At 57.8% G+C, this 1,076-nt stretch carries 1 rRNA gene; it reads right to left on the bottom strand.

What is annotated here, in order from left to right:
* A 23S ribosomal RNA gene (locus ACFV04_RS43790) occupies window positions 1-1,076 on the bottom strand; the annotation flags it as partial.

Here is a 1,076-nt window from a genome sequence, read left to right as displayed (position 1 = left end):
ATGAGTGACGGATTTGCCTATCACTCGGCCTACACCCTTACCCCGGGACAACCACCGCCCGGGCTGGACTACCTTCCTGCGTCACCCCATCGCTCACCTACTGCAGACTTGGGCCGGCGGCTCCACCACTTCCCTTTGCCCGAAGGCTCCGGGACGGCTTCACGGCCTTAGCATCATCTGGTTCGACGTTGGCGCTTCAAAGCGGGTACGGGAATATCAACCCGTTGTCCATCGACTACGCCTGTCGGCCTCGCCTTAGGTCCCGACTTACCCTGGGCAGATCAGCTTGACCCAGGAACCCTTGGTCAATCGGCGCAAGAGTTTCCCACTCTTGTATCGCTACTCATGCCTGCATTCTCACTCGTATACCGTCCACGACTGGTTTCCACCGCCGCTTCACCCGGCACACGACGCTCCCCTACCCATCACAGCAGGCGTTGGCCCTTCATGCTGCAATGACACGACTTCGGTGATGTGCTTGAGCCCCGCTACATTGTCGGCGCGGAATCACTTGACCAGTGAGCTATTACGCACTCTTTCAAGGGTGGCTGCTTCTAAGCCAACCTCCTGGTTGTCTCTGCGACTCCACATCCTTTCCCACTTAGCACACGCTTAGGGACCTTAGTCGGTGTTCTGGGCTGTTTCCCTCTCGACCATGGAGCTTATCCCCCACAGTCTCACTGCCACGCTCTCACTTACCGGCATTCGGAGTTTGGCTAAGGTCAGTAACCCGGTAAGGCCCATCGCCTATCCAGTGCTCTACCTCCGGCAAGAAACACGTGACGCTGCACCTAAATGCATTTCGGGGAGAACCAGCTATCACGGAGTTTGATTGGCCTTTCACCCCTAACCACAGGTCATCCCCCAGGTTTTCAACCCTGGTGGGTTCGGTCCTCCACACGGTCTTACCCGCGCTTCAACCTGCCCATGGCTAGATCACTCCGCTTCGGGTCTTGGGCATGCAACTCAACCGCCCTATTCGGACTCGCTTTCGCTACGGCTACCCCACACGGGTTAACCTCGCTACACACCGCAAACTCGCAGGCTCATTCTTCAAAAGGCACGCAGTCACGGCC

This window comes from Kitasatospora sp. NPDC059599, from assembly GCF_042735125.1.
Classification (GTDB): Bacteria; Actinomycetota; Actinomycetes; order Streptomycetales; family Streptomycetaceae; genus Kitasatospora.
Note: the sequence above shows the minus strand (reverse complement) of the source record. Positions and strands in the feature narration are given on the sequence as shown.